The sequence below is a fragment of the Dankookia sp. GCM10030260 genome, assembly GCF_042666655.1.
Classification (GTDB): domain Bacteria; phylum Pseudomonadota; class Alphaproteobacteria; order Acetobacterales; family Acetobacteraceae; genus Paracraurococcus.
This window is the reverse complement of record NZ_JBHTDE010000004.1, coordinates 327152-352370: the sequence shown is the minus strand read 5'-3', so window position 1 is coordinate 352370 and position 25219 is coordinate 327152. Positions and strand designations below refer to the sequence as shown.

General features: G+C 71.9%; 21 protein-coding genes. 14 read left to right on the top strand and 7 right to left on the bottom strand.

Annotation, left to right across the window (positions count from 1 at the left end; all coding sequences use genetic code 11):
* Positions 1-40: 40 nt before the first annotated feature.
* From murG to ligA, 12 genes are all read left to right on the top strand, one after another.
* A complete protein-coding gene (gene murG, locus ACFQS7_RS17270; RefSeq protein ID WP_380068347.1) occupies positions 41-1168 on the top strand; it encodes an undecaprenyldiphospho-muramoylpentapeptide beta-N-acetylglucosaminyltransferase in 1128 nt (375 codons plus the stop codon).
* A complete protein-coding gene (gene murC, locus ACFQS7_RS17265) occupies positions 1169-2605 on the top strand; it encodes a UDP-N-acetylmuramate--L-alanine ligase (protein ID WP_380068346.1) in 1437 nt (478 codons plus the stop codon).
* Entirely contained in the window at positions 2602-3564 is a 963-nt protein-coding gene (murB, locus tag ACFQS7_RS17260; protein WP_380068345.1) for a UDP-N-acetylmuramate dehydrogenase, read from the top strand. Before murC ends, murB begins: the two co-directional genes overlap by 4 nt.
* The gene (locus ACFQS7_RS17255; RefSeq protein ID WP_380068344.1) at positions 3561-4484 is read left to right on the top strand and encodes a D-alanine--D-alanine ligase; all 924 of its coding nucleotides are present in this window, start codon (positions 3561-3563) and stop codon (positions 4482-4484) included. The genes murB and ACFQS7_RS17255 overlap by 4 nt, the downstream gene beginning before the upstream one ends.
* Complete coding sequence (locus ACFQS7_RS17250; RefSeq protein ID WP_380068343.1) at positions 4474-5358, top strand: cell division protein FtsQ/DivIB; 885 nt, start codon at positions 4474-4476, stop codon at positions 5356-5358. The genes ACFQS7_RS17255 and ACFQS7_RS17250 overlap by 11 nt, the downstream gene beginning before the upstream one ends.
* Positions 5355-6650 carry a cell division protein FtsA gene (ftsA, locus tag ACFQS7_RS17245; RefSeq protein WP_380068342.1) on the top strand — a complete coding sequence of 432 codons (1296 nt, stop codon included), beginning with the start codon at positions 5355-5357 and terminating at the stop codon, positions 6648-6650. Before ACFQS7_RS17250 ends, ftsA begins: the two co-directional genes overlap by 4 nt.
* A gap of 116 nt (positions 6651-6766) precedes the next feature.
* Positions 6767-8302 carry a cell division protein FtsZ gene (gene ftsZ / locus ACFQS7_RS17240; RefSeq protein WP_380068341.1) on the top strand — a complete coding sequence of 512 codons (1536 nt, stop codon included), beginning with the start codon at positions 6767-6769 and terminating at the stop codon, positions 8300-8302.
* A gap of 245 nt (positions 8303-8547) precedes the next feature.
* Positions 8548-9522 carry a UDP-3-O-acyl-N-acetylglucosamine deacetylase gene (lpxC, locus tag ACFQS7_RS17235; RefSeq protein ID WP_380068340.1) on the top strand — a complete coding sequence of 325 codons (975 nt, stop codon included), beginning with the start codon at positions 8548-8550 and terminating at the stop codon, positions 9520-9522.
* A gap of 178 nt (positions 9523-9700) precedes the next feature.
* Complete coding sequence (locus ACFQS7_RS17230) at positions 9701-10567, top strand: outer membrane protein assembly factor BamD (RefSeq protein WP_380068339.1); 867 nt, start codon at positions 9701-9703, stop codon at positions 10565-10567.
* A 25-nt stretch (positions 10568-10592) separates the two neighbouring features.
* Positions 10593-12275 (top strand): DNA repair protein RecN, encoded by a 1683-nt coding sequence (gene recN / locus ACFQS7_RS17225; RefSeq protein WP_380068338.1) that lies wholly within the window; start codon positions 10593-10595, stop codon positions 12273-12275.
* A complete protein-coding gene (locus tag ACFQS7_RS17220) occupies positions 12272-12742 on the top strand; it encodes a GNAT family N-acetyltransferase (protein ID WP_380068337.1) in 471 nt (156 codons plus the stop codon). Before recN ends, ACFQS7_RS17220 begins: the two co-directional genes overlap by 4 nt.
* Positions 12739-14877, top strand: coding sequence for an NAD-dependent DNA ligase LigA (ligA, locus tag ACFQS7_RS17215; RefSeq protein WP_380068336.1), 2139 nt, complete (start codon positions 12739-12741; stop codon positions 14875-14877). Before ACFQS7_RS17220 ends, ligA begins: the two co-directional genes overlap by 4 nt.
* A gap of 19 nt (positions 14878-14896) precedes the next feature.
* On the opposite strand, the gene ACFQS7_RS17210 is transcribed toward ligA, so the two are convergent.
* Together ACFQS7_RS17210 and ACFQS7_RS17205 are read right to left on the bottom strand one after the other, a co-directional pair.
* Positions 14897-15229 (bottom strand): hypothetical protein, encoded by a 333-nt coding sequence (locus ACFQS7_RS17210; RefSeq protein ID WP_380068335.1) that lies wholly within the window; start codon positions 15227-15229, stop codon positions 14897-14899.
* 124 nt (positions 15230-15353) lie between these two features.
* Positions 15354-15830, bottom strand: coding sequence for a DUF427 domain-containing protein (locus tag ACFQS7_RS17205; RefSeq protein ID WP_380068334.1), 477 nt, complete (start codon positions 15828-15830; stop codon positions 15354-15356).
* A gap of 164 nt (positions 15831-15994) precedes the next feature.
* On the opposite strand from ACFQS7_RS17205, the gene ACFQS7_RS17200 reads away from it, so the two are divergent.
* Entirely contained in the window at positions 15995-17014 is a 1020-nt protein-coding gene (locus ACFQS7_RS17200; protein WP_380068333.1) for an NADP-dependent oxidoreductase, read from the top strand.
* A 107-nt stretch (positions 17015-17121) separates the two neighbouring features.
* On the opposite strand, the gene ACFQS7_RS17195 is transcribed toward ACFQS7_RS17200, so the two are convergent.
* From ACFQS7_RS17195 to ACFQS7_RS17185, 3 genes are all read right to left on the bottom strand, one after another.
* On the bottom strand, positions 17122-18201 hold the full coding sequence (locus tag ACFQS7_RS17195) for a putative zinc-binding metallopeptidase (RefSeq protein WP_380068332.1): 1080 nt from the start codon (positions 18199-18201) through the stop codon (positions 17122-17124).
* A gap of 237 nt (positions 18202-18438) precedes the next feature.
* Positions 18439-19533: an efflux RND transporter periplasmic adaptor subunit gene (locus ACFQS7_RS17190; protein WP_380068331.1), complete on the bottom strand. Its 1095-nt coding sequence runs from the start codon at positions 19531-19533 to the stop codon at positions 18439-18441.
* On the bottom strand, positions 19530-20015 hold the full coding sequence (locus tag ACFQS7_RS17185) for a MarR family winged helix-turn-helix transcriptional regulator (RefSeq protein ID WP_380068330.1): 486 nt from the start codon (positions 20013-20015) through the stop codon (positions 19530-19532). Before ACFQS7_RS17185 ends, ACFQS7_RS17190 begins: the two co-directional genes overlap by 4 nt.
* Positions 20016-20119: 104 nt before the next feature.
* Between ACFQS7_RS17185 and ACFQS7_RS17180 the strand changes: the two genes are divergently transcribed.
* Positions 20120-21646: a DHA2 family efflux MFS transporter permease subunit gene (locus tag ACFQS7_RS17180; protein WP_380068329.1), complete on the top strand. Its 1527-nt coding sequence runs from the start codon at positions 20120-20122 to the stop codon at positions 21644-21646.
* 12 nt (positions 21647-21658) lie between these two features.
* Here ACFQS7_RS17180 and ACFQS7_RS17175 read toward each other — a convergent pair whose 3' ends face one another.
* Together ACFQS7_RS17175 and ACFQS7_RS17170 are read right to left on the bottom strand one after the other, a co-directional pair.
* Positions 21659-22558 (bottom strand): transglutaminase N-terminal domain-containing protein, encoded by a 900-nt coding sequence (locus ACFQS7_RS17175; protein ID WP_380068328.1) that lies wholly within the window; start codon positions 22556-22558, stop codon positions 21659-21661.
* The gene (locus ACFQS7_RS17170; protein WP_380068327.1) at positions 22555-25080 is read right to left on the bottom strand and encodes a circularly permuted type 2 ATP-grasp protein; all 2526 of its coding nucleotides are present in this window, start codon (positions 25078-25080) and stop codon (positions 22555-22557) included. Before ACFQS7_RS17170 ends, ACFQS7_RS17175 begins: the two co-directional genes overlap by 4 nt.
* Between the last annotated feature and the right edge of the window lie 139 nt (positions 25081-25219).

Below are 25219 nucleotides of genomic sequence, written 5' to 3'. Positions count from 1 at the left end.
CACGCCTCCGGGCTGCGCCCTCCGACGATCGGAGGGGAGAGTGAGAGGCCCCGCGGTGCATCCCATCGTCATCGCCGCCGGCGGCACCGGCGGGCACCTGTTCCCCGCCGAGGCGCTGGCCGCCGAGTTGCTGGCGCGCGGCGAGCGTATCGCGCTGATGACCGATGCACGGTCGGCGGCCTTCGACAGCCCGGCCTTCGCCAATGCCGAACGCTTCGTGGTCAAGGGCTCCGGCCTCGCCGGCCGCGGCGCGCTGCGGGCGGCCAAGGGCGCGGTGGCGCTGGCTGCTGGGACCATGCAGGCGCGCGGCCTGCTGCGCGACCTGCACGCCGCCGCCGTGGTCGGCTTCGGCGGCTATCCCAGCGTGCCGCCGCTGCTCGCCGCCATGACCATGTTCGGCCGTGGCCCGGTGACCGTGCTGCACGAGCAGAACGCCGTGCTCGGCCGTGCCAACCGGCTGCTGGCGCCGCGCGCCGACCTGCTCGCCCTGTCGCATGGCAGCACCGCGCGGGTGCCGGCCGGCGCGAAGGCCGAGGTGGTGGGCAACCCGGTTCGCCCGGCGCTGGCCGCGCTGGTCGGCGCCGGCTATCCGGGGACCGAGGGCGCGCTGCGGCTGCTGGTACTCGGCGGCTCGCTCGGCGCCCGGATCTTCGCCGATATCGTCCCCGCCGCCGTCGCCGCGCTGCCGGAGCCGCTGCGGAAGCGCCTGGTGGTCGCGCAGCAGTGCCGGCCGGAGGACCTGGCCCGGGTCCGCACCGCCTACGACGCGGCCGGCGTGCCGGCCGAGCTCTCCGCCTTCTTCCCCGATGTTGCCGGGCGGCTGGCCACCGCGCATCTGGCGGTGGCGCGGGCCGGCGCCGGCACCATCGCCGAGCTCGCCTGCGCCGGCCGCCCGGCCATCCTGGTGCCGCTGCCGCATGCGATCGACGACCACCAGCAGGCCAATGCCCGCGCCCTGGCCGAAGCCGGCGCGGCCATCGTCATGCCGCAGGCCAGCCTGACCCCGGCGACTTTGGCCAGCCAGCTCGGCGCGCTGCTGGCGGATGACCGCGGCCTGGCCCGCGCCGCCGCCTCCGCGGCGAAGCTCGCCCAGCCGGATGCGGCGCGGCGGCTCGCCGACCTCATCCTTTCCCTCGTGCGGGCCCGCGCCCGGCAGGATTCCCACTGAATGCGCGCCCTGCCCCTCACCATCGGCCCCATCCACTTCGTCGGCATCGGCGGCATCGGCATGTCCGGCATCGCCGAGGTGCTGCACAACCTCGGCTACCAGGTCCAGGGCAGCGACATCGCCGAGGGCTACAACGTCGCCCGGCTGCGCGCCGCCGGCATCGCCGTGACGGTGGGCCATGCGGCGGAAAACCTGGGCGCGGCGCAGGTCGTCGTCGTCTCGACCGCCGTGAAGAAGGACAACCCGGAGGTCCAGGCGGCCCGCGCCAAGCTGATCCCGGTGGTGCGGCGGGCCGAGATGCTGGCCGAGCTGATGCGGCTGAAATGGTCGATCGCGGTCGGCGGCACGCATGGCAAGACCACCACCACCAGCCTGGTCGCCTGCGTGCTGGAAGCCGCCAAGATCGACCCGACCGTGATCAACGGCGGCATCATCAACGCCTATGGCACCAACACGCGGCTCGGCGCCGGGGAATGGATGGTGGTCGAGGCCGACGAGAGCGACGGCTCCTTCCTCCGGCTGCCCTCCGTGGTCACCATCGTGACGAACATGGATGCCGAGCACCTGGACCACTGGGGCACGGCCGAGGCGATGAAGGAGGGCTACGCCCAGTTCGTCTCCAACATCCCCTTCTACGGCTTCGCGGTGCTCTGCCTCGACCACCCGGAAGTCCAGGCGATGATCCCGAAGCTCGACCGCCGCATCGTCACCTACGGCTTCTCGCCGCAGGCCGACGTGCGGGCGGAGAAGCTGCTGACCGACCGCAAGGGCGCCACCTTCACGGTCTCCGTCCAGGACCGCACCACCGGCCGCACGCGGACGATGAAGCCGATGCGGCTGCCGATGCTCGGCCAGCACAACGTGCAGAACGCGTTGGCGGCGATCGCGGTCGGCGTCGAGATGGAGATCGACGAGGACACCATCCGCAGCGCGCTGGCCGGCTTCAAGGGGGTCAAGCGCCGCTTCACCCATGTGGGCGAGGCCGGCGGCATCACGGTGATCGACGACTATGGCCACCACCCGGTGGAGATCGCGGCCGTCCTGAAGGCGGCGCGGCAGGCCGGGGCGCGGGACGTGATCGCGGTGGTCCAGCCGCACCGCTACTCGCGCCTCGCCACCCTGTTCGAGGATTTCTGCACCTGCATGAACGACGCCGGGACGGTGATCGTGGCGGATGTCTATGCCGCCGGTGAGGCGCCGATCGAGGGCATCGACAAGGACGGGCTGGTCGAGGGCCTGCGCGCGCGCGGGCATCGCAGCGTGGTGCCGCTGCCGGGGCCGGACAGCCTGGCCGAGATGGTGAACGCCATCGCCAAGCCGGGCGACTTCGTCGTCTGCCTCGGCGCCGGCAGCATCACCACCTGGGCGCATGCCCTGCCGGAACAACTGACCGCGCTTCAGCCGGGCGGGCGCGTCACGCCGATGAGGCGCGCATGAGCGCGCGCAGGATGGTCATGAAGCGCCCGCCGATTGAGACCTCCGGGCCAAGCGGCCCTGCGGTCATCGGGGGCGACCGCGCCATCCCCGTCCTCCGCGGCCGCGTCCAGGCTGCGGCGCCGCTGGCGCCCTTCACCTGGTTCCGCGTCGGCGGCCCGGCGGAATGGCTGGTGCGGCCCGCCGACGACGCCGACCTGGTGGCGCTGCTGGCGGGCCTGCCCGCGGGCATGCCGCTGACCGTGCTCGGTGCGGCGTCCAATCTCATCATCCGCGATGGCGGGCTGCCCGGCATGGTGCTGCGGCTGGGTGGCGCCTTCGGGCAGGTCCGGGTCGAGGCGGATGGGATCGTCGCCGGCGCCGCGGCGCTCGACGTCACCGTGGCGCAGCACGCCGCGGCGGCGGGGCTGACGGGACTGGAATTCCTCTCCGGCATCCCGGGCAGCATTGGTGGCGCGGTGGCGATGAATGCCGGCGCCTACGGGGCCGAGGTGAAGGACGTGCTGGACTGGGCCGAGATCGCCACCGCGGATGGCATCCGCCGCCTGGTCGCGGCCGAACTCGCCTTCGCGTATCGCCACGCGACGCTGCCGGCCGGCGCCGTCGTCACCCGAGCCCGCTTCCATGCGCGGCCCGGCGATGCGGTGTCGATCGCCGCGCGCATGGACGAGATCCGCGCGGCGCGCGAGGCGACCCAGCCGGTCCGCGCCCGCACCGGCGGCTCCACCTTCAAGAACCCGCCCGGCCGCAAGGCCTGGGAGCTGATCGACGCCGCCGGCTGCCGCGGCCTGACCCAGGGCGCGGCGCAGGTCAGCGAGAAGCACTGCAACTTCCTGCTCAATACCGGCGGCGCCAGCGCGGCCGAGCTGGAAGCACTGGGCGAGACGGTGCGCGCCCGTGTCCTGGCCAACAGCGGCATCACGCTCGAATGGGAAATCAAGCGATTGGGAGAGCCCGCATGACGACCCGAGTCGCGGTCCTCTATGGCGGCATCTCGGCGGAGCGGGAGGTCAGCCTCGCCTCCGGCACGCAGTGCATCGCGGCGCTGCGCGAGGCGGGCTTCGAGGTGACGCCGGTCGATGTCTCGGCCGACCTTGCCGGCGTCATCGCGGCCCTCGCCGCGGCGAAGCCCGACGTCGTCTTCAACACCCTGCATGGCCGCTTCGGCGAGGATGGCTGCATCCAGGGCGTGCTCGACTGGCTGCAGCTGCCCTATACGGGGTCGGGCGTCCGCGCCTCGGCCGTGGCGATGGACAAGCCGGCCGCCAAGGCGCTGCTCGCCGCGGCCAGGCTGCCGGTCTGCGCGCATGTGATGGTGACGCCGGAAGCGCTGGAAGCCGCCGACCCGATGCCGCGGCCCTTCGTGGTGAAGCCGCCGAACGAGGGCTCCTCGGTCGGCGTCACCATCCTGCGGGACGGCGACAACCGCCGCGCCGCCATCGCCCGCGAATGGCGCTTCGGGCCGGAGATCATGGTCGAGCCGTACATCCCCGGCCGCGAGCTGACCGTCGCCGTCATGGGCGACCGCGCCCTGGCGGTGACCGAGATCGCCACCCACCTGCAGTTCTACGACTACGAGGCAAAATACGCCGAGGGCGGCAGCCGCCACGCCATCCCCGCACCGATCCACCCCGACGCCGCGCGCCAGGCCATGGAGGCCGCGGTCGCGGCGCATCGCGCGCTCGGCTGCCGCGGCGTCAGCCGCGCCGATTTCCGCTACGACGACACGGCGGGCGAGCCCGGCCGGCTGTTCCTGCTCGAGGTCAATACCCAGCCCGGCATGACCCGCACCTCGCTGGTGCCGGAACAGGCCGCGCATGTCGGCATCCCCTTTCCCGCGCTCTGCGCCTGGATGGTCGAGCAGGCGCGCCATGGCACGTAATCCCTCCCCTGCCCGCAGCCGTGCCTCGCTCAGCAGCGCGCCGAGCCGGCCGACTTCGCTGCGCCTCTGGCTGCGCCGCCGCCGTGGTTTGCTGCGCCCGGCGGGCCTCGGCGTGCTGGCCGCCGGCGGGCTGGCCGTGGCCGCCTTCGCGGTCATGGCGGCCGATCCCTATGGCCGGATGACCGCCATCTGGGACGGTGCGGCCGAGATCGCCGCCGCCGGCGGCCTGCAGGTGCAGGACGTGCAGGTCGAGGGCATGCACCACACCGCGCCGGCGCTGGTGCGCGAGGCGCTCGGCGTCCGCCGCGGCGACCCGATGCTGGGGTTCGATCCGCATTGGGCGCGCGAGCAGCTGGAACAGATTGCCTGGGTCGAACAGGCCCATGTCGAGCGCTTGCTGCCCGGCACCATCAAGGTGCGGCTGCAGGAACGCCAGCCCTTCGCGATCTGGCAGCGCGACGGCAAATTCTCGGTCATCGACCGCGCGGGCCGCGTGGTGGCGACCGAGAATGTCGGCGCCTTCGGCCGGCTGCCGCTGATCGTAGGCCTTGGCGCCGACCGTGCCGCGGCGCCGATGGTCGATGCGCTGCGCAGCGCGGCTGAGGTGCAGGAACGCGTCCATGCCCTGGTCCGCGTCTCCGAGCGGCGCTGGAACCTACGCCTGCGCAACGGCACCGACGTGCTGCTGCCGGAGGGCCAGGAGATCGCGGCGATCACCCGGCTGGCCGAGCTGCAGGCGAAGCAGGGACTGATGGACCGGCCGCTGGTCGCCATCGACCTGCGGCTGCCGGACAAGCTGGTGCTGCGGCTGCCGCCGGCGCCGCCCGGCATCCCGGCGGCCGAGCAGCAGAAGTCGAGGAGCGGCCGCGGATGAACCAGCTGTCCCGCCTGCCCCCCGCCATCGACCCGCCGGCGCCGACCCGCCGGCGCCGCGGCGCCAAGTCCGGCGTCTTCGCGGTGCTCGACATCGGCACCACCAAGATCGTCTGCATCATCGCCCGCATCGAGAATGACGGCGAGCCGCGCGCGCTCGGCTTCGGCTGGCAGCGGGCGCGCGGCATCAAGGCCGGCAGCATCATCGACCTGGAGGAGGCCGAGGCCGCGATCCGCGCTGCGGTCGGTCAGGCCGAGGAGATGGCCGACACCAGGCTGCGCAGCGTCGTCGTCAACCTCTCCGGCGGCCAGCCGGAATCACGCCACCACAATATCCAGTGGCAGATCGGCGGCCGCGCGGTGACCGAGGCCGACCTGCGCGCCATCCTGGCCGAAGGCCGCCGCCGCGGCGCCGAGGACGGGCGGGAGACGGTGCATGCCTTCCCGCTGGGCTTCACGGTGGATGCGACGCCCGGCGCCAACGACCCGCGCGGGATGATCTGCGACCAGCTCACCGCGCGGCTGCATATGGTGGATGCGGCGCAGGCGTCGTTGCGCAACCTCGGCTCCTGTTTGATGCGCTGCGACCTCGAGGTCGAGGAACTGGTCTCCGCCCCCTTCGCCGCCGGCCTGGCGACGCTGGTCGAGGACGAGAAGCAGCTCGGCTCCACCGTCATCGACATGGGCGGCGGCACCACCAGCTTCGCGGTCTTCGCCGAGGGCCACCTGCTGCACACCGCGCAGTTGCCGGTCGGCGGTTGGCACGTGACCAACGACCTTGCCCGGCTGCTCTCCACGCCAGTCGCGCATGCCGAGCGGCTGAAGACGCTGCATGGCGGCGTGCTCGGCGCGCCGGACGACGAGCGCGAATGGCTGCCGGTGCCGCTGGTGGGGGAGGAGGACGACCAGATCGCCCGCATCCCGCGCGCCATGGTGGTCGGCATCATCCGTCCGCGGCTGGAGGAGACATTCGAGCTGATCCGCGACCGGCTCGACGCCGCCGGGCTGAGCCAGGAGATGGGTCGCCGCGTGGTGCTGACCGGCGGCGCGAGCCAGTTGGTCGGCGCGCGCGAACTCGCCGCGCGCGTGCTCGATCGTCAGGTCCGGCTCGGCCGGCCGCATGCGGTGCGCGGCCTGCCGGAAACCGCGCAGGGCCCGGCCTTCGCCGCGCCGCTCGGCCTGCTCGGCTGGTGCGCTGGCGAAGGCCGGCCGCTGCTCGACCTGCTGCCGGGGCTGGAGCAGCCGCCGGGCGTATTCCGGCGCCTGGTCAACTGGCTGCGGGATCGCGCGTGATGCAGCCAGCACGCCACACCGCCCCGAAAATTCCTGTGGATGAATCGCCGATCCCGGCATCACCCGCAGGACGCGAATCGATTGACCTCATTAGGATTGCCTGAGGAGATGCCCGCATGACGCTCAACCTCACCTTGCCTGTCGCCCAGCACACCGATTTCAGCCCGCGCATCACGGTGATCGGCGTCGGTGGCGGCGGCACCAACGCGGTCAACACCATGATCGCCATGGGGCTGGAAGGCGTCGAGTTCGTCGTTGCCAATACCGATGCGCAGTCGCTGGTGCACAGCAAGGCGGAACGCCGTGTGCAGCTCGGCCCGCATCTCACGCAGGGGCTCGGCGCCGGCGCCAAGCCGGAGATCGGCCGCGCCGCCGCGGAGGAAGCGACCGAGGAGCTGCAGAAGCACCTCGACGGCGTGCACATGGTCTTCGTCACCGCCGGCATGGGCGGCGGCACCGGCACCGGCGCGGCGCCGGTCATCGCCCGCATGGCGCGCGAGCGCGGCGTGCTGACCGTCGGCGTCGTCACCAAGCCCTTCGATTTCGAGGGCGGCAAGCGCAAGCGGGCCGCCGAGCTGGGCATCGAGGAGCTGCAGTCGGTCGTCGACACGCTCATCATCATCCCGAACCAGAACCTCTTCAGGATGGCGAACGAGCGCACCACCTTCGCCGAGGCCTTCAAGATGGCCGATGCGGTGTTGTATGACGGCGTCCGCGGCGTCACCGACCTGATGATCAAGCCCGGCTTGGTGAACCTCGACTTCGCCGACATCCGCACCGTCATGGCGGAGATGGGCAAGGCGATGATGGGCACCGGCGAGGCCGAGGGCGACGACCGCGCGGTGAAGGCGGCCGAGAAGGCGATCAGCAACCCGCTGCTGGACGATGCCTCGCTGCGCGGCGCGCGCGGCGTGCTGATCAACATCACCGGCGGCTACGACATGACCCTGTACGAGGTCGAGGAAGCCGCCAGCCGCATCCGCAAGGAAGTCGATGAGGACGCCAACATCATCTTCGGCACCTCGGTCGAGGACGACCTGAACGGCCGGCTGCGCGTCTCCGTCGTTGCCACCGGCATCGACGCGGTGCAGGGCCAGCAGGCCGCGGTGCCGGCGCCGAAGCCGGAAGCGCTGACCCTGGTCCCAGGTGGCCGCCCCGCCGCCCCGGCGGCGGCGCCGGCGATGGCCCCGGCCCGCGCCGCCTCACCGGTCGCCGGCGTGCAGCAGCCCGGCCCTGCCACCCGCCGCGCCGTGGGCATGCCCGGTTCCTTCCTCCGTCCCGCGGTGACCGCCGGCCCGGTGCCGGCCGCCGAGCCGCATGCCCTGGGCCCGGTGCTGGTCGAGGAGCCGGAGCCTATGCTGAGCACCCCGGCACCGGCGCCGAACTCCGTGCCCGCCGGCCGTCCGGCCCCGGTGGTCAGCCCGGTCGAGGTCCGCCCGGCCCCGCCGCCGAGCGGCGGCGGCTTCCGCAACCTGTTTCGCAACGTCACCGGCGGCGGCCTGATGCGTCGCAACCTGCCCGAGCCGGCGCCCGCCCCGGTGGCGGACCGGCTCCTGTCGGAGCCGCCGGCACCGCGCCCGGCCACGCGGGCGCCGCAGCAGGATGACATGGCGCTTGAGATCCCGAGCTTCCTGCGCCGCCAGTCGAACTGATCCGGCGGGCCGTCCCGGCCCGGGCCGACTTCGGGGGCCGCTGCGGGTGACCGCGGCGGCCTTTCCCATCTCTGCCCACATCGTTAACGCAGCGAAGTATTTTGCAGTGCAATAATTTATTTAGATCAGTGACTTACAGCGTAATATGACGAAACAAGGCTTTATTCGCCGCAGCGCATCAAGCGTGGCACCTATGCGATGGGACGAGCGCCTTGGCGCGTGGTCCAGGGCTCGCAGGGGTTGGAATGGACGGTTACATCGCGCTTGAGACAGGTCGCCGCCGGACGCTGAAAGCCGCCATCGGCTGCGTCGGCATCGGCCTGCACAGCGGACGCCGTGCTCAGCTCATGCTGCGGCCGGCCGCCCCGGGCACCGGCATCGTCTTCCATCGGACCGATATCGGCCTGGAGATCCCGGCGTCGTTTGATCAGGTGGTGGATACCCGGCTCTGCACTGCGCTCGGCGCCACCGAAGCGCCGCAGCACCGCATCGGCACCGTCGAACATGTCATGGCGGCGCTGGCCGGCTGCGGCGTCGACGACGCGGTGATCGAGCTGGACGGGCCGGAAGTCCCCATTCTCGACGGCTCGGCTGCGCCCTTCGTCTTCCTGATCGACTGCGTGGGCCTCAGCGCGCATGGCGGCATCGGCGCCGGCGTGGCCGAGGCGATCGAGGTCCTGCGCCCGGTCCGGGTGCAGGAGGGTGAAGGCGCCAATGCCGCCTGGGCCGAGCTCGCCCCCGGCAGTGGCGATCGCTTCGACGCCTCGCTGAGCATCGACTTCCCCAACACCGCCATCGGCCGGCAGTCGGTTTCCCTGCGGGTCACCCCGCAGACCTTCCGCACCGGCCTGGCCGATGCCCGCACCTTCACCCTGGCCGAGGACGTGGCGCGGCTGCGCGCTGCGGGCCTGGCGCTGGGCGGCAGCCTGGCCAACGCTGTGGTGGTGGACGGGCCCGAGATATTGAACCCTGGCGGGTTGCGCCGGCCCGACGAATTCGTCCGCCATAAGATGCTGGACGTGGTGGGCGACTTGGCCCTGGCGGGGGCGCCGATTCGCGGCCGCTTCACCGGCCATCGCTCCGGCCATGCGCTCAACAACCGGCTGCTGCGGGCGCTCTTCGCCGACCGGGCCAACTGGCGCGCCCTGTCGGGTGGCGCGAGCCTCGATGGCGGCGCCCGCATGCCGTTCTCGGCCGCCGCGGCGGCCGCCGTCGCCTGAACCCGGGTTGCCGGCCCGTCCTGTCGGCGGGCGCGTCGCTGTGCTATAGAGCGGGGCGCCGCGGGACGGGCTTGCCCGGCCGCGGGATTCCGCGCATCGATCAGCGGCCTCGGGCGCCGGCATGCTGCCTCGGCAGCGTGAAGCCGCCCCAGCGCCACGGCACTCCAGCGACCGGGCCATGATGACCAGACGCCTCCCCACCCTGCTCGTTCTCTGCCTCGGCCTGGCTGCGCTGCCGGGTTGTTCGTCCTGGTTCGACAGCTGGGATGGCAAGCAGGCTACCCTGGATGGCGAGCGCCGGATCACGGCGAATGCCACGGTCGATCCCTCGCCGGAGGGCCTCTATGCGGCCGGCGTCGAGGCATTGCAGGCCAAGCGCTATGCCGCGGCGGCCGACTACTTCGACCAGATCGAGCGCGACCACCCCTATTCGACATGGGCAACCAACGCCAAGCTGATGTCGGCCTATGCCGAGTATCAGCGCAACCGCTATGCCGAGGCGATCGGCGCGCTCGACCGCTTCATCCAGCTGCATCCGGCGCACCGTGACATCGCCTATGCCTTTTATCTGCGCGCCTTGTCGTACTATGAGCAGATCGCCGATGCGCAGCGCGACCAGCGCACCACGGAACAGGCCATGGCGGCGCTGCAGGACGTGGTGAACCGCTTCCCCGAAACCGCCTATGCCCGCGACGCCCGGCTTAAGATCGACCTCGGCCGCGACCACCTGGCGGGCAAGGAGATGAATATCGGCCGCTACTACCAGCGCCAACGTCTCTATGCCGCGGCGATCGGCCGGTTCAAGCGGGTGGTGGAGGAATACCAGACCACCAATCACGTGCCGGAGGCGCTGCACCGGCTGACCGAGGTCTACCTGACCCTGGGTTTGACGGAGGAAGCGAGGAAGACCGCCTCGGTGCTCGGCCACAACTTCCCCGGCAGCCCCTGGTACCAGGACAGCTACGCCCTGTTGGTGGCGGGCGCCGAGGCCTCCGCGCAGGACCGGCCGGGCTTCGCGCGACGAGCCTGGAACTGGGTGTTCTGAGGCCAGGGCCGGTCGCGCCCCGCCGATGCTGACCTCCCTTGCCATCCGCGACGTCGTCCTGATCGAGCGGCTCGACCTCGCCTTCGGCCCCGGGCTGACGGTGCTGACCGGCGAGACCGGCGCGGGCAAATCGATCCTGCTGGACAGCCTCGGCCTGGCCTGCGGCATCCGTGCCGAGTCGGGAATGGTCCGCAGCGGCCAGGCGCAATGTTCGGTCACCGCCGCCTTCGCCCCGCCGGACGGGCACCCGGCCCTGGCAGTGCTGGCCGAACAGGGGATCGAGCGCGAGGACACGCTGGTGCTGCGCCGCGTGGTGCAGGCTGACGGCCGCAGCCGCGCCTTCGTCAACGACCAGCCGGTCGGCGTTACCCTGCTGCGCCGGCTGGCGGCGACGCTGGTCGAGGTCCAGGGCCAGCACGACCAGGTCGGCCTGGCGGATCCGGCGACCCATGCCGCGCTGCTCGACGCCTTTGGCGGGCTGGAAGGCCGCCGCAACGCCACCGCCGCGGCGCATCGCGGCTGGCGGGAGGCGGCCCGCGCGCTGGCCACGGCGCGGGAGGCGATTGCCGCCGCCCAGCGCGACGAGGAATTCCTTCGCCACGCGGTCCAGGAACTGTCCGACCTCGCCCCGGAGGAGGGCGAGGAGGAGGAACTGTCCAAGGAGCGCCAGCGCCTGCAGCAAAGCGAACGGCGCACCGAGAGCATCGCCGCGGCGCTGGCGGAACTGCAGCCGCGCGACCGTCGCCGCGGCGGCGGGCCGGGCGATGCGCTGCGCGGCGCGTCCCGCGCGCTGGAACGCCTGCCGGCACCGAACGAGGAAGCGCAGCCGATCCTCGGCTTCCTCGCCCAGGCGCAGGATGCGCTGGCCGAGGCGGAGATGGCGCTGCAACGGATGATGCATGACGGCGGGCCCGACCCGCGCCGGCTGGAGGTGCTGGAGGACCGGCTGTTCGGCCTCCGCGCCGCCGCCCGCAAGCATGCCGTGCCGGTGGTCGAGCTGCCGGCGCACCTGGCGCAGCTGAAGGACCGGCTCGGCGCGCTGGATGCGGGCACCGAGCGCGTCGCCGGGCTGGAAGCCGCCGCCGCCAAGGCGCGCATCGCCTACCTGGCCGCCGGACGGGCATTGACCGAAGCGCGGACGGCCGCGGCGAAGCGACTGGAATCCGCCCTGGCGAAGGAATTGCCGCCGCTCAAGCTCGACCGCGCCCGCTTCGTGGTCGAGGTGGCGCCGCGCGAGGAAAGCGGCTGGGCGGCGGACGGGATGGACCGGGTTACCTTCCTGGTCTCGACGAATCCCGGTCAGACGCCCGGGCACCTGCAGAAGATCGCCTCGGGCGGCGAGCTGTCGCGGCTGATGCTGGCATTGAAGGTGGTGCTGGCGCGGGGCTCGCCGGTGCCGACCCTGGTCTTCGACGAGGTCGATGCCGGCATCGGCGGCGCCACCGCGGCGGCGGTCGGCGACCGTCTGGCCCGCGTCGCGGAACGGCTGCAGGTACTGGTGGTGACTCATAGCCCGCAGGTCGCGGCGCGCGGGGCGCAGCAGCTTCGGGTGGCCAAGTCGGTGAAGGGCGACCGCGCGGCGACCACGGTCGAGCCGCTGGGCAAGCGCGAGCGGCGGGAGGAGATCGCCCGGATGCTGGCTGGCGAACGCGTAACCGATGCGGCGCGGGCGGCGGCCGACAGCCTGCTGACCGGCGGGCTGCTGTGATCCGGCCGGCGACCGTTGCGGATGCGGCAGCGCTGGCCGCCATGCTGCGCGCGATCAACGACGAGCCTGGGCTGCGGCCGGACCTGATCTCGACGGCGAGCGTGGCGCGCGACCTGATCGGCGATCCGCGCGCGCTGGTGTTGCTGGCGGTCCAGGCCGGCGAGGCGGTCGGCTTCGCCACCGCGCATCCCCATTACGACAGCGGGCACAGCCGCTGGGGGATGTTCCTGAACGATCTGTACGTCGCGCCCGGGGCGCGGCGGCGCGGCATCGGCCGGGCCCTGGTCGGCGCGGTCGCCGCGGCGGCGCGCCGCGACGGCGGCCGCTTCGTCTGGTGGAATGCCGATGCGGGGGACGACCTGGCGCTCGGCTTCCATGCCACGCTCGGCGCCGAGGAGGCGATGGTGACCGATTTCCTGCTCGCCGGTGAGACCTTCGACCGGCTGGCCGGGGAGAGCCTGCCATGAGCGCCGCACGCCGTGCCCGGCCGCCCGAGGCGCTGGACGAGGCCGAGGCTGCCGCCGAGCTCGCCGCCCTGGCCGCCGAGATCGCGCATCACGACCGGGCCTACCACCAGCAGGATGCGCCCGAGGTCACCGATGCCGCATACGACGCGCTGCGCCGCCGCAACGCGGCGATCGAGGTGCGCTTCCCGCAGTTGAAGCGCGCCGACAGCCCGACCGACGCGGCGCCCGGCGCGCCGCCGGCCGCCGGCTTCGCCAAGGCGCGGCACGGCACGCCGATGCTCAGCCTCGGCAATGCCTTCGCGGCCGAGGATTTCCTCGAATTCGCCCGCAGCATCCGCCGCTTCCTCGGCCTGGCCGAAACGGAGGTGCTTGCCTTCGTCGCCGAGCCGAAGATCGACGGACTTTCGGTGAACCTGACCTACGAGCAGGGCGTCTTCGTCCGCGGCGCTACGCGCGGCGACGGCAGCGAGGGCGAGGACATCACCGCCAACCTGCTCACGCTGGCCGATCTGCCACGTCGTCTCCCGGCGCCCTTCCCCGACCGGATCGAGATCCGCGGCGAGGTCTTCATGACCAAGGCGGATTTCCTGACCTTCCAGGCCGAGCAGACCCGGCGTTTCACCGAGCGCGAGGCGCGCCGCGAAGCCGGGGAGAAGGTCGGCGAGGCCATCCGCATCCCGGCCAATCCGCGCAACGCCGCAGCCGGGTCGCTGCGCCAGCTCGACCCCGGGATCACCGCGCGGCGGCCGCTGAAGCTCTTCGCCTATGCCCAGGGGGTCTCCAGCGCGCCGGTGGCGGAGACCCATTCCGGCTACCTGGACCAGCTGAAGCGCTGGGGCTTCCAGGTCAACCCGCTATCGGAGCCCTTGCCCGACGAGCAGGCGGCCGAGGCCTTCCAGGCGCGGATGGCCGATCAGCGCGCCGGCCTCGCCTACGACATCGACGGCGTGGTCTACAAGCTGGACCGGCTGGACTGGCAGACCCGGCTCGGCTTCGTCGGCCGGGCGCCGCGCTGGGCCATCGCCTGGAAGTTCCCCGCCGAGCAGGCGACGACGACGCTGCTGCGAATCGAGATCCAGGTCGGCCGCACCGGGGCGCTGACGCCGCGCGCGGTGATGGAGCCGGTGAATGTCGGCGGCGTCATGGTACAGCACGCCACCCTGCACAACGAGGACGAGATCGCCCGCAAGGACATCCGCGTCGGCGATACGGTGGTGCTGCAGCGCGCCGGCGACGTCATCCCGCAGGTCGTCTCCGTCGTGCCGGAGAAGCGCCCGGCCGACAGCACCCCCTTCGCCTTCCCCGACACCTGCCCCTTCTGCGGCAGCCATGCGGTGCGCCCGCCGGGCGAGGTGGTGAAGCGCTGCACCGGCGGGCTGATCTGCCCGGCCCAGACGATCGAGCGCCTCAAGCATTTCGTCGCCCGCAACACGCTCGACATCGACGGCTTCGGCGAGGAGCGGATCGTCCAGTTGCGCGATGCCGGCCTGCTGGCCTCGCCTGCCGACATCTTCCGCCTGCCGGCGCACGAGGAGACGATCGCCGCGCTGGAAGGCTGGGGCGCGCTCTCGGCCCGCAACCTGGTCCGCGCCATCGAGGCACGGCGGACACCGCCCTTCGACCGCTTCATCTTCGCCCTCGGCATCCGTCGGATCGGCGAGGCGAACGCGAAGCTGCTGGCGCGGCACTATCATTCGCTGCCCGAATGGCGGGAGAGGATGCTGGCCGCACGCATCATCGGGTCGGAGGCACGGGAGGAATTGGGCTCGATCCAGGGTATCGGCCCGGCGATCGCGCAGGAGCTTGTCGACTTCTTCGATGAGCCGCACAACATCGCGGCGCTCGACGACCTCGCCGGCCAGGTCACGCCCGCACCGGTCGCTTTCACCAGCGCCGCGGATTCGGCCTTCGCCGGGAAGGTGCTGGTCTTCACCGGCACGCTGGAGACCATGACCCGGCCCGAGGCCGAGGCGCGGGCCGAGACGCTCGGCGCCAAGGTGACCAAGAGCGTGTCGAAGAAGACGGATTTCGTGGTGGTCGGCGCGGATGCCGGCAGCAAGGCGGCGAAGGCCGCCGAGCTCGGCGTCAAGGTCCTGACCGAAGCGGAGTGGCGGGCGATGGCGGGGCTCGGCTGAGCCCCGCCGGACAGCCGGTTCAGCTGCCCTTGTTGCCCTCGCGGCGGCCACCGGTCGGCAGCGGCACGGGGGTCGGGCTGCCGGCGCCGCCGCTCGGCGCAGCGCCGGTATAGCCGATCTGCGGCTTGGCGCCGCCGTCGCCACCGGAGCGGGTGCCGGTGATGGTGGCGGTGCCGCTTGAGGCATTCGCACTGTTGGCGCCCATGGTGTCACGCGCCTGTTGCGTCAGCGGCGCCGAGCCCGGGCCGGCCGCGGTGCCGGCGACCGGCGGGCCGCTGGTCGTCTTCACGTCGGCGCAGGCCGTCAATGCCACCGCGGCGACGAGGGCAAGCGTGAGAGTGTGGATTCGCATGCAGTGTCATCCCCAGAAGGTTCCGCCGCCACCCTCGCCGGATTGGCGTTGGAACGCGGATCACAACGGCTTGCCGACGGGGCAATGTCGCGCTCATCCAGTTCACGATTTTGAGCGCGTGGCGCTACCACCCCAGCGTTCCGGGCCCGCCCTTGAAGGGACCGACCAGCTCGGCGGTGATCCAGCCGCCGTAGAACCTGCCGGGTTGCGGCACCACCCGCTCCCCATCGACGAAGCAGGCATCCATCCGGCCAGCATAGACGGCGACATGATCCTGCAGGTCGGCGAAGGCCGGGGTCGGGTCCGGGTAGGACCAGCCGGCGGCCTCCGCCACAACGCCCCCGGCGGCCAGCGTCCAGTAGCGCGCCTTCCCCTTCCATTCGCAGTAGCTGCCGCCGGAGGCCGGGCGCAGCACGCCGGGGCGGAAGGCCTCGGGCGGCAGGTACCAGCTCGGCGGGTGGAAGGTCTCCAGCACGCGCATGGCCTCGCGCGTCTCGGCGATGGTCTCGCCGCCGAGCATGATGCGGACCAGGCGGTCGCTACGTTCCAGCCGCGGCGGGCGGGGGTAGTCGGCGACGCGTTCGGTGGGGCGTTGGGTCATGCGCAGCAGGTGGCCCCCTTCCCCCGGGCCGCAACCGGGGCGATGTTGCGCCCAGCTGGACCGGCCCTGCTTGGGCACGGCCGGTCCAGGCTTGATCAAGCGAGCAAATCACGCGGCCGGATTGAGACCACCCGGCCGGCCTTTGCTCAACGAGGAGGAATGCCATGACCAACGCCAACCTGCAGGTGCTGCTGCGCCGCCGCCCCAAGGGCGCCCCGGTCGCCGAGGATTTCGAGATCGTCGAGACGGCGGTGCCGGAGCCGCAGGAGGGCGAGGTGCTGATCCGCCACCAGTACCTCTCGCTCGACCCCTACATGCGCGGCCGCATGGCCGAGGCGAAGAGCTACGCCAAGCCGGTCGAGCTCGGCGCCGTGATGGAAGGCCGCACCGCCGGCGAGGTGGTCGCTTCCAAGGCGCCGGGCTTCGCGCCAGGCGACATCGTCGCGGGCGGCTATGGCTGGCAGCGCTACTCCTGCGTGAAGGCCGCCGGGCTGATCAAGGTGGACCCCAAGGAGGCGCCGCTCTCGGCCAATCTCGGCGTGCTCGGCATGCCGGGCCTGACCGCCTGGGTCGGCCTCGAGGATATCGGCCAGCCCAAGGCCGGCGAGACGGTGGTGGTCTCGGCCGCCTCGGGCGCGGTCGGCCAGGTGGTCGGGCAGATCGCGAAGATCCGCGGCTGCAAGGTCATCGGCATCGCCGGCGGGCCGCAGAAGTGCCAGTACGTGACGGAGGAGCTGGGCTTCGATGCCTGCATCGACCACAGAGGCGACCTCGACGCGCAGCTCGACGCGGCCTGCCCCGAGGGCATCGACGTCTATTGGGAGAATGTCGGCGGCCCGGTGCAGGCGGCAGTCTTCCCGCGCTTCCGCGATTTCGGCCGCATGGTGATGTGCGGCGTCATCAGCCAGTACAATTCGGTCGAGGGCGCCGACAGCTTCGGCGGCGCGCCGGGCCCCAACCTCGGCGCCGTGGTGCGCAAGCGTCTGCACATCCAGGGCTTCATCGTCAGCGACAAGGGCTGGCCGCGCTACGGCCAGTTCCGCAAGGAGATGCTCGGCTGGATGGCGGATGGCCGGATGGCCTGGCGGGAGGACGTGGCGGAAGGGCTGCGCAATGCACCGCAGGCCTTCATCGGGCTGCTGGAAGGCAAGAATTTCGGCAAGCTGGTGGTGAAGGTCGACTGAAGGCAAGGTTGGGGAGGGAAAGGCATTCCCTCCCCAACCCCACCCTTCCTGTGTGCGGGCTTGGTATTCGCCGCGCGGTTCGGGGCAGAATACCTTCTCCCCCGGCCTTACGGCTTCGCCCGGTCCCGGCTGACCTCCCGCACCAGGCGATGGACGAAGTCCAGTTTATCGATCGCCGGTGGCGACAGCAGAAACGGGTACAGATCCGCCGTGCCCATGCAGCGGTTCAGGCTGTTCACCGCGAAAGTCAGTGGCAACCAGGCCTCGACCAGCGGCTGGATGGACTCCTGCGCATAGGGGTCGAAGTTGATCGACGTATCCAGGTCGTCGGTCTTCGCCACCTTGGGCGAGACCTGCAGGCCGAAGGCGTCGGCCATCTCCAGCGTGTCGATGATGTGCAGGTAGTGCGCCCAGGTCTCGGCGAAGTCCTCCCACGGGTGCGTCGTCGCATAGGCGCTGACGAAGGAGGTCTGCCAGTCCGCCGGCGGACCCGACTGGTAGTGGCGCTGCAACGCCGCGTTGTAGTCCTGGCTGTCGTCGCCGAAGACCGCGCGACATGCCTCCAGCCGGTTGCCGTCGCGCACCAGCAGGTCCCAGTAGTGGTGCCCGCTCTCGTGCCGGAAATGCCCGAGCAGGGTGCGGTAGGGCTCTCCCATCGCAGTGCGGCGCTTCTCGCGCTCGGCGTCGTCGGCCTCGACGAGGGCGATGGTGATCAGTCCCTCATCATGCCCGGTCATGACGCGGGAGGTGCCGCCCTGCGGCGGGTCGGCCAGCACGTCGAAGGCCAGGCCATGCTGCGGATCCTCGACCCGGTCCTGCAGCGGTAGGCCAAGCCGCAGCAGGGCATAGACCAGCCGCCGCTCGGAATCCTGGATCTTCCGCCACGGTGCGAGATAGGCCGTGACGGTCAGGTCGGGGACGGTGCGGTTGTGCCGGCAGGCGACGCAGTAGGCATCCGTCGTGCCCTCCGGCACCAGCCAGTTGCAGGCGTCGTATTGCGCGTTGGTGCAGAACAACCGGCGCTGGCCGGGCTTGGCCAGCGGCTGCCATTCGTTGTTCTCGCCGGGCTCCAGCGCCGAGAGCCGCGTCACCTCGGGCAGGAAGCCGAGTCGATGGCCGCAGCGCTCACATTTGGTGTTCTCGAAATACAGCACTTGATCGCAGTGCTGGCAGCGGAAGAGTCGCATGGCGGGCCTCCGGGACGCGCCCGGCGGCAGTCGCGGGCAGAGGCAGGACGCGCCAAAGGGCCGTGGGTTTCGCACCTGCGAAAGGCCATGGCCGGACAAGCAAGGTTGGGGAGGGAAACGTATTCCCTCGCCAAGCCCCACCCTTCCTTCTTGGAAATCCGGCACCCGCCGCGCGGCAGGTGCCGACGCCCAAAAACAGAGGAGGGTCAGGGAGGATACTTCTTCCCTGACCTTGCCTTACTTGCTGGCCACCGCCGCCGCACTGGCGCTGCCCCGTATCCAGCCCGTCACCGCGGCGGCGATGTCCTCCAGCCGCCTTTGCCGCCCGGTGTCGATCGCCACCGTCGCGGTGATGCCGGCGCGCAGCGGCGGCTCCCCGGCGAAGGGTTGCAGCTGAATCTTCACCGGCAGCCGCTGCACCACCTTCACCCAGTTCCCCGAGGCATTCTGCGGCGGCAGGATGGCGAATTCCGCGCCCGTCGCCGGGCTGATACTCTCGACCACGCCCACCCAGGTCACCTCCGGGTAGAGGTCCAGCACCACGTCCACCGCCTGGCCGACGCTGACATGGGTCAGGGTGGTCTCCTTCAGGTTGGCCTCGACCCAGGGCCGGCGTTCGGACACGAGGGAGAAGATCGGCGTCGCCGCCTTAACCTGCTCGCCGCGCTGCAGCCGCATGTTGACGATGGTGCCGCCGACCGGCGCGGCGATGGTGGTGCGGCGCAGGTCGAGCAAGGCTTGGTCGCGCTCGGCCAGACGTTCGCGCACCGTCGGGTGGTCGTCGATCGGCAGGTCGGGGTCGCCTTTCAGCGTGGCCAGCAGCCGCACCAGGCGCTGGCGGACCACGTTGATGCGTTCGCGCGCCACGTCGGCCTCGTTCTGCGTCTCCTCCATCTTGCTCGGCGCCGCCACGCCGCGGGCGTGCAGGTCCTGCTGGCGGCGGGCCTGGCGCAGCAGGTAGTCGGCGCGGGACTGCAACTCACCGATCTCGCTCTGGGTCTCTCGGTAGGTGGCGCGGGCGGTCTCGACCAGGGTACGGGCGGTGTCCAGCTCGGCCTCGGCGCGCTCGACCGCCAGGCGGAAGGGCTCGGGGTCGAGCCGCAGCAGCACGTCGCCGGCGGCGACGCGGGTATGGTCGCGCACCGCGACCTCCAGGATGCGGCCGGCGACCTCGGGTGCGACCTGGACGATGTCGGCCCGGACATAGGCATTCTCGGTGGTGATGTAGCGGCCGCCGCGCTGCCAGATCAACGCGGCCCCGGCCAGGGCCAGCAGCGGCACGCCGACCAGCAAGGTGAAGCGGAGGAGGCGGCGGCGGAGCGGCGCGCTCATGGCGCCGCCCCGGGACGGTCTTCGGGGCGTGCCTCGGGGCGGCGCGCGCCCATGCTCAGCAGCTGGCCCTTCACCCGCTCCATCATGTCGGTGAGCGCCTCGCGCTCGCTCTCGTCGAGCGAGGCCATGGCGTCGTCGAGCAGCCCCTCGGCGATCAGCCCCATCTCGACCTGCACCGCATGGGCCTCGGCGGTCAGGAACAGCCGGTTGATGCGGCGGTCGGCGGGATCGGGGCGGCGGACCAGCCAGTTGCGGCGCTCCATCCGGTCGATCATCCGCCCGGCGGTGGCGCGCTCCACCTCCAGCATCTCGGCCAGTTCGGATTGGCTGATGCCCGGGTGGCGGTCGAGCCGGCTGAGCACGAGCCATTGCGCCCGGGTCAGCCCCATCCGTCTCACCCGCCGGTCGAAGGAGGACCGCATCAGTCGCGCCACGTCGGCGATGAGAAAGCCGATATGGCGACGGTCATCCGGGGGCGGCACGGGCGGGTCCTGGGCGGGGCATGAGGGGCTGGCCGTGGTTTGTTGCCTAAGTCATCATCGCCCGGCACACTTTCGTCAAGGTTACGAGGTGGTCGTCGCGGAAAATGTCGGATTCGCCGGAAAGCCTGGAGCTTCCCGTCATCCGCCGGGTGCTGATCCTGGCGGCGGTGGTGCTGTGCTCGACGCTCTACGCCACCACCCTGCTGGTCGCCTCCACCCTGCTGCCGCAGATGCAGGGCAGCATGGCGGCGACGCCGGACGAGATCGCCTGGACCACCACCTTCAACATCCTGGCCACCGCCATCGCCACCCCGACCAGCGGCTTCCTGGCGGCCCGGTTCGGCCGCAAGCGGGTGCTGCTGGTGGCGGTCATCGGCTCGACCGTGGCGACCTGGCTGTGTGGCCAGGCCGAGAGCCTGGAGACGCTGGTGCTCTGGCGTATCCTGCAGGGCGGCATCGGCGCGCCGGTGGTGCCGCTGGCCAATGCGATCGTGCTGGACAGTTTCCCGAGAAGACAGGCGGGCCTGGTCAGCTCGATCTTCGGCATGACGGTGGTGCTGGGGCCGGTGATCGGCCCGGTCTTCGGCGGCATGCTGGCCGAGACCTACAATTGGCGATGGGCCTTCTACATGATCGTCCCGGCGGGTGCCCTGGCGGCCGCCGCGGTCGCCGTCATCCTGCCGCCCGACCGGCCCGGCCAGCAGGTGCCGATGGACTGGCTCGGCTTCCTGGCGCTGGCCACCGCCATCGCCTGCCTGCAGCTGGTCTTCTCCCGCGGCCAGCGGCTGGACTGGCTGGAGAGCCCGGAGATCATCGCCGAGATCGGCATCGCCGCCCTCGCCTTCTATGTCTTCCTGGCGCATTCGCTGACCACGGACAGGCCCTTCCTGAACCTGCGGCTGCTGCTGGACCGCAACTACGCCCTGGGGCTGGCGCTGGTGCTGATCTACGGGATGGTGAATTTCACCCCCATCGTGCTGCTGCCGACCCTGCTGCAATCCTATGCCGGCTACCCCGACAGCATCATCGGCCAGATCGTCGGCTACCGCGGCATCGGCGGCGTCATCGGCTTTGGAAGCACATTATTGATCGGCCGCTGGGACCCGCGGCTCGGCATGAGCATCGGCTTCGGCCTGCTGGTGGTCTCGGGGTTGTGGCTCATGTGCCTCGACCTCAACGTCGATGTCGATACGCTGCTGTGGAACGCGGTGCTGCAGGGCGTCGCGGTCGGGATCATCTGGGTGCCGCTGACGGTGCTGACCTTCCGCACGCTCGACAGCCGCTACACCGCCGAGGCGATGTCACTGTTCCACCTGCTGCGCAACCTGGGCTCCAGCCTGTTCATCTCGCTCAGCGTGGCCGAGATCGTCCGGTCCACCACGATGAATTACAGCCGGATGACCGAGCTGGTCTCGCCCTACAACCGGTCGCTGGCCGCGCCCAACATCATGGGCGGCTGGAGCACCGAGACGCCGCAGGGCCTGGCGCGGCTGGCGAAGGAGATCGAGCGGCAGGCGGCGATGATCGGCTACCTCAACGCCTTCGGCCTCTACATGGCGGCCTCGGCGATCGCCATCCTCTTCGTGCTGCTGGCCAAGGGGAAGCCGCGGGTTGCGAAGGGTCAGGCCTGAAGGCCGACAGGGTCAGCCGCCCGCCGCCGTCTCCTCCTCCTCGATCGGCTCCAGATCCACCCCGATCTCCAACCCATGGTCGCCGCCGCCCAGCATCACCCCGCGCACTGGGCTGATGTCGCCGTAGTCGCGGCCCCAGCCCAGCACCACGTGCTCGTCCCGCACCACCACGTCGTTGGTCGGATCGAGCTCGACCCACTGGTCCTCCGGCCCCAGCCAGGCGCCGACCCAGGCATGGCTCTGGTCGGCGCCGCGGCGGCGCGGCTGGCCGGGTGGCGGGCGGGTACGGATGTAGCCGGACATATAGCGCGCCGGCAGGCCGATGGCGCGCAGCCCGCTGATCATCAGGTTGGTGAAGTCCTGGCAGACCCCCTCCCGCCGCCGCAGGATCTCGGCCACCGGGGTGTGCAGGTCGGTCACCCCGGCGCGGAAGCGGAAATCGGTGCGGATGCGGCGGTTGAGCTCGACCAGCCCGGCCAGCACCGGCCGGCCGGCCGGAAAGCTCTCCGCGGCGTAGGCCCCGGCCGCGGCGACCGCGGGGCACATCGGGCTGTCGAAGCGGTATTCCGCCGCCTGCCAGGCGCCCGGCCCGCCGGCCCGGGCCAGGGCCGCGACCTGTTCCCAGGGCAGGGTCGCCTCGGCCGCGGGCGGGTCGGGGTAGCGCACCTCGATCTCGGCCTCGGCCGTCACCTCGAAGACGTCGTGCGGCGCGTCGATGAACAGCCAGGTGACGGCATTGCCGAAATGGTCCACCCGGTCCTGCCGGCGCGAGGCCTCGGGCAGTGTGGAGATCCCGGCCGAGACCACCCGTTGATAGGGCAGGTCGCGCGGCCGCAAGTGCAGCATATGCGCCGCCAGGTCCACCGTGCTGCCATAGGCATAGCGGGTGGTGTGCCGGACCCGGTAGATCACGCGGCGCCGCGCAGGCGGACCGCGGGCGCGGGTCCCAGGCTGTGCGGCGCCGGCAGCAGGGCGAACCAGCGCCGGGTGATGCGGTTGGACAGCGCGGCGATCGCGCCCTCCATCGCGATCAGCCGGGGCCGTAGCCTGACCGCCGCCTCCGCCTGGGAAGGCGCCTCCGCCACCTGCCGCACCATCCCTCGCGCTTCCTCGATCAGCGATTCCGCCACCTGCGCCAAGGGTGACCCAGGCTCGCCCTCCAGGTCCACCAGCATGTCGCGCGCTGCGGCCAGCTGGAAGGCGAGGCCGCGCGGATTGCCCTCGTCGGCCAGCACCAGGTCCAGCACGGGCGCGGCCTGCAGCACGGTCAGGTAGCGGCTGCGATAGGTGATGACCGAATCGCGCAGCTCCAGTACCAGCCGCAGACCCGGCTCCAGCCGGGCCGGCTGGGTGGCGGCGCCCGGCTGGTCCAGCGCCCGGGTCAACTCGGCGACGATCGCCTGGGCGCGCTCGACCCGCCGGCCGAGGTCGAGGAACAACCGCCCGCCGCCGCGCACCATGTTCTCGGCGGCCAGCCCCGCGACGGTGGCGGCGAAGCCGAGCACGCCGGCGCTGGCATTCCCCAGGGCCTCCAACCCGCGCGTCTCCTCACGGCCCAGCGGCACCGCGTTGAACTCCTCGGCCAGCTGGCGGAGGCCGCGGTTCAGCGCCAGGTGCATCTCCCCGGTCAGCCGGTCCCGCAGCAGGCCGGCGAGGCGGGCGACCTGGTTCAGCAGGGACTGCATCCGCCCCTTCTCCCGCACCGCACGCAGCAGGGCGCGGGTCACCGGCACGGTGCCGATCTCCTGCGCCGTCTCGGCGTCCAGCAGCTCGGCCCGCACCAGGCAGGCGGCCAGGCTTTTCAATTCTGCCAGCTCGCGTGGGCTGGCGCTGGTCGTGGCGAGGCGGGCGGCGCTCGCGCGCAGCAGCCGGGCGGCGCTTTCCAACCGCTCGAGGTAGCGGCCCAGCCAGAAGAAATTGTCGGCGACGCGGCTCGGCAGGTCGCCGCTGCCGCGGCGGATCGGCAGCGACGGCAGGGTGAGCAGCTGCGGCCCGCCCTGGACCTCCGTCATGTCCTCGAAGGGGACCCAGACATCCTTGCTGAAGCGCATGCCGGGCCGCGCGCCGGTGCCCGGGTCGGGCGCCGGGAAGGCCCGCGCCAGGCCGCCCTGCAGGGCCTGCCAGCGGCTGCCGTCATGCACCAGGAAGAGCCGCAGGATCACCGGCAGCGGCTCCAGCCCCTCCGACCCCGAGCAGGGCGCGACCGAGGCCGGCATGCGGGCGGAAACGGCGTATTCCTCGGGTGCTGCGAGGATTCGCTGAACCAGCTCGGCCCGCGCCGGGTCGGGCAGCGCCGCGGCGGTGATCGAGCGCACCGTGCCGTCCACCGCGCGGCGGACCATCCAGCGGTCCAGGTCGGCGCCGACCACAGCGCGCGCCGCCGGGTCGCCGAGCCAGAGGGTGCGGGCGGCGCCCAACCGCAGCGGCTCCCCCAGCAGCCGCTGGGCAAGGGCGGGCAGGAAAGCGGCCAGCCCCGGGGCCTCGGCGAAGCCGGCGCCGGGATCGTTGACGATGCGGACGGTCCCCGACCGCACCGCGTCCAGCAGGCCGGCGACGCCATGCACCGGGCTCTGGTCGCCCTCCAGCGGGTCCATCTGCCGCCCGTCGACCCGGCGCAGCAGCACGTCGACGGGCTGCAGCCCGCGCAGGGTCTTCAGGTACAGCGCGCCGTCCCGCACCGTCAGGTCGCCGCCCTCGACCAGGGCGCAGGACAGCCGGCGGGAGAGGATGACGTGCTCGTACCAGTGCGGGCTGGAATGCCCGGCGGTGAGCATGGCGACGCCGGGGTTGCGGCCATCCGCCGTGGGCGGCGCCAGGCGCTGCAGCGCATCCTGCCAGATGTCGAAGAAGGGGCCGTGCCGCCTGAGGTCGCGCGCCCGGACCAATTCCGGCACGTAGCGCGACAGGGCGCGGCGGTTCTCCAGCACATGGGCCAGGCCGGTCGGGCCGGCGGTGCGGTCCGACAGCACCCGCCAGGTGCCGTCGGGGGCACGCAGCAGGTCGGCAGCATACAGATGCAGCAGCGGCCCCGGGCGGTGCCCCGCCGAGTCCCGGCAGGAGCGCAGGAAGGCCGGGTTGGCAAAGACCAGGGCCGGCGGCAGCAGGCCTTCCGCCAGCAATTGTTGCGGCCCGTAGACATCCTGCAGGATCGCTTCGAGCAGCGTGGCACGCTGGGCAAGGCCGCCGGCCAGCGCATCGAATTCGCCCGGCGGCAGGATCAGCGGAACCGGGTCGCAGCGCCAGGCCGGGAGATTGGAGCCGCCCGGCAGCAGGCTGGTGGCGCCTTCGTCCAGGAAATGCTGGTCGAGCAGCCTGGCGCGCTCGGCCAGTTCGCCCCGGCCGAGCGAGGAGAGGGCGCCCAGCAGCCCGCCCCAGTGCGGGCGGAAGCCGCCGGCGCCGTCGACCATTTCATCGAGCGGGGCGGAATCAGGCATGTGCCTGCCGTGATGCCATGATCGGCGGCCCACGGCGAGGGGGCTGCGCATCGACACGCAGCCCAGATGGCGCAAACCAGGCGCGTAGTGCCGCCCGGCAGGCCGGACCGCGGCCCTCCGCACGCGGCCATTCCGCCAG